The 7,197-nt window shown below is 57.8% G+C and carries 4 protein-coding genes, 2 tRNA genes and 1 pseudogene; 5 read left to right on the top strand and 2 right to left on the bottom strand.

Annotated elements, in window-relative coordinates:
- Window positions 1-46 precede the first annotated feature (46 nt).
- Both GSD1FS_RS09010 and GSD1FS_RS09005 read left to right on the top strand, forming a co-directional pair.
- Window positions 47-120 (top strand) — tRNA-Asp (locus GSD1FS_RS09010).
- 31 nt (window positions 121-151) lie between these two features.
- Window positions 152-227 (top strand) — tRNA-Phe (locus GSD1FS_RS09005).
- A gap of 44 nt (window positions 228-271) precedes the next feature.
- On the opposite strand, the gene GSD1FS_RS09000 is transcribed toward GSD1FS_RS09005, so the two are convergent.
- Window positions 272-646 carry a nuclear transport factor 2 family protein gene (locus tag GSD1FS_RS09000; protein ID WP_155589306.1) on the bottom strand — a complete coding sequence of 125 codons (375 nt, stop codon included), beginning with the start codon at window positions 644-646 and terminating at the stop codon, window positions 272-274.
- Between the two features lie 122 nt (window positions 647-768).
- Here GSD1FS_RS09000 and GSD1FS_RS08995 point away from each other — a divergent pair, with 122 nt between their 5' ends.
- Window positions 769-3,093, top strand: a complete 2,325-nt coding sequence (locus GSD1FS_RS08995) for a glycoside hydrolase family 3 N-terminal domain-containing protein (RefSeq protein ID WP_155589305.1) — start codon at window positions 769-771, stop codon at window positions 3,091-3,093.
- Between the two features lie 88 nt (window positions 3,094-3,181).
- On the opposite strand, the gene GSD1FS_RS08990 is transcribed toward GSD1FS_RS08995, so the two are convergent.
- The gene (locus tag GSD1FS_RS08990; protein ID WP_155589304.1) at window positions 3,182-4,195 is read right to left on the bottom strand and encodes a glycosyltransferase family 2 protein; all 1,014 of its coding nucleotides are present in this window, start codon (window positions 4,193-4,195) and stop codon (window positions 3,182-3,184) included.
- 144 nt (window positions 4,196-4,339) lie between these two features.
- On the opposite strand from GSD1FS_RS08990, the pseudogene GSD1FS_RS08985 reads away from it, so the two are divergent.
- Both GSD1FS_RS08985 and GSD1FS_RS08980 read left to right on the top strand, forming a co-directional pair.
- Window positions 4,340-5,895, top strand: a pseudogene (locus tag GSD1FS_RS08985) (AI-2E family transporter).
- Entirely contained in the window at window positions 5,895-7,196 is a 1,302-nt protein-coding gene (locus GSD1FS_RS08980; protein WP_155589303.1) for a glycosyltransferase family 2 protein, read from the top strand. Before GSD1FS_RS08985 ends, GSD1FS_RS08980 begins: the two are co-directional and overlap by 1 nt.
- Window position 7,197 lies beyond the last annotated feature (1 nt).

Genomic DNA, 7,197 nt, shown 5'->3' with positions numbered 1-7,197 from the left:
GCCGTGGTCGCTAGGTCTTAAGAAACCTAGTGGGTCTTAAGATTAAGGCCGCGTAGCTCAGTTGGTTAGAGCGCCGCCCTGTCACGGCGGAGGTCACCGGTTCAAGTCCGGCCGTGGTCGCGATGTTGAAAGCGAAAGTTTTCAATGTTCTGGCTCTGTAGCTCAGTTGGTAGAGCGAACGACTGAAAATCGTTAGGTCAGCGGATCGACGCCGCTCGGAGCCACCAGCACCTCTCGGGTTCGCCCGAGAGGTTTTTCTTTTGTTCAATCCCTAACCGGCGGAACTGCTGGAATCAGTGCTGCATGCGAACTCCTGCAGAAACAGTATCTTATTGTCATCCGCCCATTTCACAAGAGACATGCCATCGAAATCATCGATACGGCCGTCGTCCATCCAGTTTTTGAAATACCATTGCACAACGGTCTGGTTGTTTTTATGGAAAAACTGTTCGATGCGCCACGTCAACACTTTGCCGTGTTTGTTCCATTCCTCAAACCATCGGCGTATGGCCTCACACCCCTCATATCGAGGGCCATAACTCTCCATATATTCGGCATGGTCGGCAAAAATCTCATCGATGCCGAGATCACGTTGCTGCAACCACATGTCGAACCACAGCCGGATTATTCGCTCGCGTTCGTTCATCTCGTGCTCCCTCGCAATATGTAACGCCATTATATTGCTGGATTGCTCATATATTGCCGCTGTCCTGCGCTAAGGTGGTGGCATACATGGAGCCATCACGTGTCAAAGGAGACATCAATACCATGACGCAGCAATTGCCGTACCAAGACCCTAACCTGCCGATTCCCGAACGTGTGGCCGATCTCGTCGGTCGTATGACGTTGGAGGAGAAGGTCGGCCAGATGATGCAGCTCGACGCCCGTGACGGCGATCTCGAATCGACGATCGTCGACCGGCATGTCGGCTCGATTCTGCACACCGCTCCCGAGGATCTGATTCGCGCAGCGGACTTGGTGAAGAACAACACGCGCCTGCACATTCCTCTGCTGATCGGTGATGACTGCATTCACGGCTACTCGTTCTGGCCGGGAGCCACGATCTTTCCCTCGCAGCTGGGCATGGCCGTCAGCTGGGATCCGCAGCTCGTGCGCAAAGCCGCACGCGCCACAGCAGAAGAGGTTGCGCCGACCGGCGTGCACTGGACGTTCTCACCGGTGCTGTGCATCGGGCGTGACACGCGATGGGGGCGCGTGGACGAAACGTTCGGTGAAGACCCATACCTGATCGGCGAGATGGCGTCCGCGATGATCTCCGGCTACCAAAAAGGCGCGAAAGCCGGAGACCTCTTCGCCCAAGACGCGATTCTCGCCTGTGCCAAGCATTTCGCAGGGTACAGCGAGACGCAGGGAGGTCGTGACGCTTCGGAAGCCGACCTCTCGCATCGCAAACTCGCTTCATGGTTCCTGCCGCCGTTTGAACGCGCGGCACGCGAAGGCTGCGCCACATTCATGCTCGGCTACGAGTCGATCGACGGCGTGCCCGTCACGTTCAACAACTGGCTGCTCAACCAAAAACTGCGCCACGATTGGGGTTACACCGGCACGTTGATCACTGATTGGGACAACGTCGGGCGCTCGGTATGGGAGCAGCATGTGAAACCTGACTACGCTCACGCTTCAGCCGACGCAGTGCGTGCAGGCAACGATCTCGTGATGACGACTCCACAGTTCTACGACGGCGCCATTGAAGCGGTGCGTTCCGGTCTACTCGACGAAAAACTGCTCGATGAAGCCGTTGCACGCATTCTCACACTGAAGTTCCAACTTGGACTGTTCGAGAACCCACGTCTGCCAGACGAAGCACGTATCAAGGCGAGCATCGGAAACGAAGATCATCGCCGCATCAACCTCGATATCGCGCGCGAATCAGTTGCGCTACTCAAAAACAATGGTGCGCTGCCGTTCAACGTCAACGCTGCGCATCGCATCGCCGTGGTCGGCCCTCTTGCCGACGACGCACAGAACCAGCTGGGAGATTGGGCCGGCAGTTCCGGCCAAGTGCCGTGGATGAAAGACGGGCAGCCGCGAGATCGCATCACCACCGTGCTCGACGCGTTCCGCCAACTCGCTCCGCAGGATTGCGTAGTTACCTATGCGCGTGGTGCGAACATCATCGATTTGGCGGATGACCCAGAGGGCGCGTTCTTCCCCGACGGGCAGCCGCGCCCGAAGATCGCGGTTTCCGCCGATTTCGACTTCGACCTGCTCAGCGAAGCGGTCACGCAAAGCGAACAGGCGGATCTGACGGTGGCCGTGGTCGGCGACGTCGTGGAACTCGTAGGCGAGGGTTGCTCGACCGCAACGTTGGAACTGCAGGGCGGTCAAAACAAACTGCTGGAACTGCTCGCGCAATCCGCGGAGCGCACTGGCAAACCTCTCGTCGTCGTATTGATGAGCTCCAAACCGCAGGTGTTGCCGCCGTGCATCATCGGCACCAACGGGGTCATTGTAGACAAAGCAGCAACACAGGGAGTCTCCGCGTTCCTATGGGCTCCGAATCCAGGAATGGAAGGCGGCCGTGCAATCGCGGAGATCATCCTCGGCGAAACGGAGCCGACTGGTCGACTGCCGATCACCTTCCCTCGACACGTGGGTCAGCTGCCGGTGTATTACAACCAGATTCGCGGGCAGCACGGCAACCGTTACGCCGATCTGACGCAAGATCCGGCGTTTGCGTTCGGCGAGGGTCTCGCATACACGACCTTCGCGTATTCCGACCTGCATATCACGAACGGCGGCGAGAACGCGAGCTTCGGCATCAACGACACCGTACATGCTGAGGTCACGCTCACGAACACGGGCAAGCGTGCGGGTACGGAAATCGTGCAGCTCTATATCAGCGACGTCGTGACGTCATACACGTGGGCGGAGCGAGAACTCAAAGCGTTCCAACGCGTGTCGCTCGAACCGGGGGAGAGCGCGGTGGTGGCGTTCGATCTGCCGGTCGCGGACTGCACGATCGTGGATGCCGACGCGCAGCGCATCGTCGAGCCCGGTGAATTCAAACTGCTCGTCGGTCATTCCAGCCGTTTGGAAGACCTGCAGCAGGTTTCGTTCACCGTTGCGTGAAATACAACGACTGAATATATTAGGCGTCGCTAAGCAGCTGCTTAGCGACGCCTAATATATTCAGTCGCGAAATAATAACAGTTATTATTTACTGTTTGCTTGTTTCTTCGGAGCTGTGCTGAGATTGCTGAGCATCGGAACCGAACGCGAGATCCTCGACTTCCTCAAGACCGGGGATATCGGTGGGCTCCTCATCCACGAACTTGTCGATTCCCGGAAGATCAGCCAGCGAATCGCCCTCTTTGCGCGCGAGCTGCGCTTGCTCGCGGAACCAGATGCGCACAGCCGGATTGATGTCTTTCGACTCGAGATATTGCTGGTACACCGGGAACAGCACGTGCAGCCACGGATACATCAAATACAGCGTGCGCTCGGACTTATGCTTGCGCCAGTGCTCGGGATGCGCCGCAAACGTGTTCTTGAAACGGCGCATGTAGTTATGGAACGATTTGAACGACGTATCCATGCGACGTGCGGAAATGCCGCAGATCATGCGCTCGGAATACACCGTTTTCAAGCCGCGGCCAAGCAGATGCAGCGAAACGTCGATGTCTTCGTGCATCACATCTTCCTTATCGCGGCACACCTCGTTGTGAATGAGCTTCCAAGCGGAAGCGCGCAACGCCATATTCGAGCCGAACAGCAGCACCTGACCGCCATCGGCGCGATACGTATGCCGGCGAACGCTGTCATCGCCGAGCAATGAGATCCTGCGAGCAGGCATGTCGTAGTACGTCACCGGGCCAGTGGCACCCATCGCCTCGGCATCTTCGGTGAAAATGCCGGCTACCACCTCAACCCAGTCCGGCTTGAGCATGCAGTCCGCGTCAACGCGGCCGAGCACATCGCCGGTGGCATGGTTGAGACCATAGTTACGCGTTGGAATGAGCCCCTGCTCCTCGTCTTGGTGAAGCAGCTTCACGGGAACGTCGGGGTGATCCGCGATGTATTGCTCCACAATCTCCACGGTGCGGTCGGTGGAGCGGTTATCGACGACGAGCACTTCGTGCGGCATCACCGTCTGGCGAGTCGCGTTGTCGAGGCAGTCGACGATTCTTTCCTCTTCATTCCACGCTGGGATGATGATTGAGACTTTCAGCATACCTATAGAATATGAGTCCGGCCGTACACGCAAGCTTCACATTCGCAAATATCGCGGAGAATCGCCTGCACCGAAAACACGGTCGAATGCCATGTCGAACATCGTGCAGCGGCAAGCGCAACGTTGAACGGGGCAGTAGTTACAATGAGTGCCATGACTGAGCAAGAAAACGAGCAGAGCAATAGGAAACTCGACCTCGCGTCGGTGTTCCCGTCGAAAGGCGATCCGCGCAGGCCTCCGGAATGGTATGGCAGGGCGTTGATGTATGCGGTCATCGCCGTGTTCGTGGGCATTTTCGTATATACATCATGGTTCAAGATCACATACGTGGTTCTCGATGTGGTGATAGCCATGTTCCTCGCATTGGCGGTGGAACCGTTGGTGCTGCGCTTGATCAAGCATGGTTGGAAGCGTGGCGCGGCGTCGGTCACCTGTTTGGTGTCGTTGCTCATCATCATCGTCGTGCTGCTCGCCTTGTTCGGCAACATGTTCGTGCAGCAGATGATCTCGATGATCAAGGGACTGCCCGGACTGTATGACCAGTTCGCCACGTTCGTCAACGAACGCGCGAACTTCAAGCTGCCGGAGATCAATTCGCTCGGTAGCGAGATTCTCAAGAACCTGCAATCGTCGTGGGTCACGAACTTCGCAGGGCAGGCGTTCACGACGACGATGGGCGTGCTGGGTAATCTGCTCAACGTGATCACCGCGCTGATGGTGGCGTTCTATATTTCCATCGCGGCCCGCGCCTGCGTCGCAGCCTGTGCCAGTGGCTCGCGCCGAATTCGCAACGCAAGTTCCTGCTCGTGTGGACGGTTGTGCAGGATCAGATTTCGAACTTCCTGTTCTCCCGCTCGATTCTCGCCGCCATCAATGCGGCCTGCACCGGCATCTTCCTGATGGCCATCAAGGTGCCGTATTGGTTGCCGCTCGCACTGTTCTGCGGCATCGTCTCGCAGTTCGTGCCGACGATCGGCACCTATTTGGGCGGCGCGCTGCCGGTGCTCTTCGCATGGGGCGAGCGCGGCTGGGTGTATGCGGTGGCCGTCGTCGTGTTCATCACCGTCTACCAGCAGATCGAGAATCTGCTGCTGTCGCCGAAGATCTCCGAGCGCACGATGGATCTCAACCCGTGCATCGCGTTCCTCTCGGTGCTCGTGTTCGGCGCGCTGTTCGGCGCACTCGGCGCGTTCCTCGCGCTGCCTATCACCGCAAGCATCCAAGTGCTGTTCCAGGTGTCGACGAAGCGCTACGATCTCGTTGACATGCCGTTGATGAACGATCCGGTGCCAAGCAAGAAGTCGAAGGTGGCCGAAGCCGCCGACGCGTTGAACCAGCATGTGATCAAGCCGATGAACGAGCATATGCCACGGCAGAGCAAGGGTTCTTCGGCGAACGTGCCGTTGGACGCCGAGATCCGTTATCTGCAGCAGCAGGTGTACGATATTCCTCGAGATGCCGATGAAGGCGATTCGGAGGATTCCCCGACGGTCGCCATTCCGAAGCATGTGCTCGACGAGAACGCCGCCAAAGGACTCGACAGATTGCGTCAGAACAGTCATTCCGCTGGTTCCGGTGCTGCTGCTGATGACGGAAAGTCTGCCGATGAAACGAATACTGGCGACGTGAAGAATGCGAAGAACGTCGAGAATGCCAAGAAGTCCGGCAAGCCGACGAATCCAAGGAGTCAGTGGAGCTAATGGCGATACTCGATATTCTCGATCTGCTGCTGGTTATTGTGGGAGGCGCAAGCGTGGCGTATCAGGGGCTCTGCATCCTGATCTCACTGTTCGCCAAACCGATCCGCTTCCCAGACGCGCCGATGGACAAGCACTATGCGGTGCTGATCTCCGCACGCAACGAGGAGGGCGTCGTCGGCAACCTGATTCGAGATATCCAATCGCAAAGCTACCCGAGTAAGCTCATTGACATTTGGCTGGTCGCCGATAACTGCGATGACAACACGGCGCAGCTCGCCCGAGACCTGGGCTGCCACGTTGTCGAGCGCTTCAACAAAGAGCAGGTCGGCAAAGGCTACGCGCTGACGTATCTGCTCAACTCGATGATTGACACGAAGGCCTCCGATAAATATGACGCGTTCTTTGTGTTCGACGCCGACAATCGTCTCGACAAGCATTACTTCGAAGAGATGAACAAGGCGTACCAGTCAGGCTTCCGCATTCTGACCAGCTACCGCAACTCGGTGAATCTTTCGGAGAACTGGGTGAGCTCCGGCTCGGCGTTGTGGTTCATCCGCGAATCGCGATTCCTGAGTGCTTCGCGCATGTGGCTGGGCAACAGCTGCCACGTTGGCGGCACAGGATTCATGTTCTCGCAGGAGATCATGCGCCGCAACAGGGGTTGGAAGTTCCACCTGCTGACCGAGGACCTGGAATTCACGATGGACTCGGTGTTGCATGGCGACCGCATCGGCTACGTCGGCTCGGCGATTCTCTACGATGAGCAGCCGGTGACCTTCGCGCAAAGCTGGCGTCAGCGCTTGCGTTGGAGCAAGGGCTTCCTGCAGGTGTTCCGCTACTATGGGCCGGCGCTTATTCGCCGCGCGATTCAGGAGCGCGATTTCTCGGCCATCGATTTCACGTTGTTGCTGTGCCCGTTCACCGTGCTGGCGATTGTGCGCATCGCACTTGGCACTATTTTCGCGGCATGCGGCTTCATCTCCTGGCAGAGCCAGATGAGCGCGCTGTTCAACTGGATGCTCGGCGTCGTCTCGTCGCTCGTGTTCATGATGGTGCTCGCCGAACTCACGATGGTGGTGGAACGCAAGCAGATCGGCGCGACGAACAAGGAGCTGTTCGCCTATGCGCTGAGCTTCCCGATCTACATGTTGAGCTACGTGCCGATTTCATTCCAGGCCGTGTTTGCCAAGGCGCAATGGAAGCCGATCGAGCATCAGGGCTCTGCTGCCACCGGCGTTGACCCGCGCATTCTCGAAGCGGATCGTGAGGAAGCCGCCGAAACAAGCGGCTCCTCCAACTGAC

It is taken from the genome of Bifidobacterium canis (genome assembly GCF_009727065.1).
In the GTDB taxonomy this organism is placed as follows: domain Bacteria; phylum Actinomycetota; class Actinomycetes; order Actinomycetales; family Bifidobacteriaceae; genus Bifidobacterium; species Bifidobacterium canis.
This window is presented reverse-complemented; position numbering and strand designations above follow the sequence as displayed.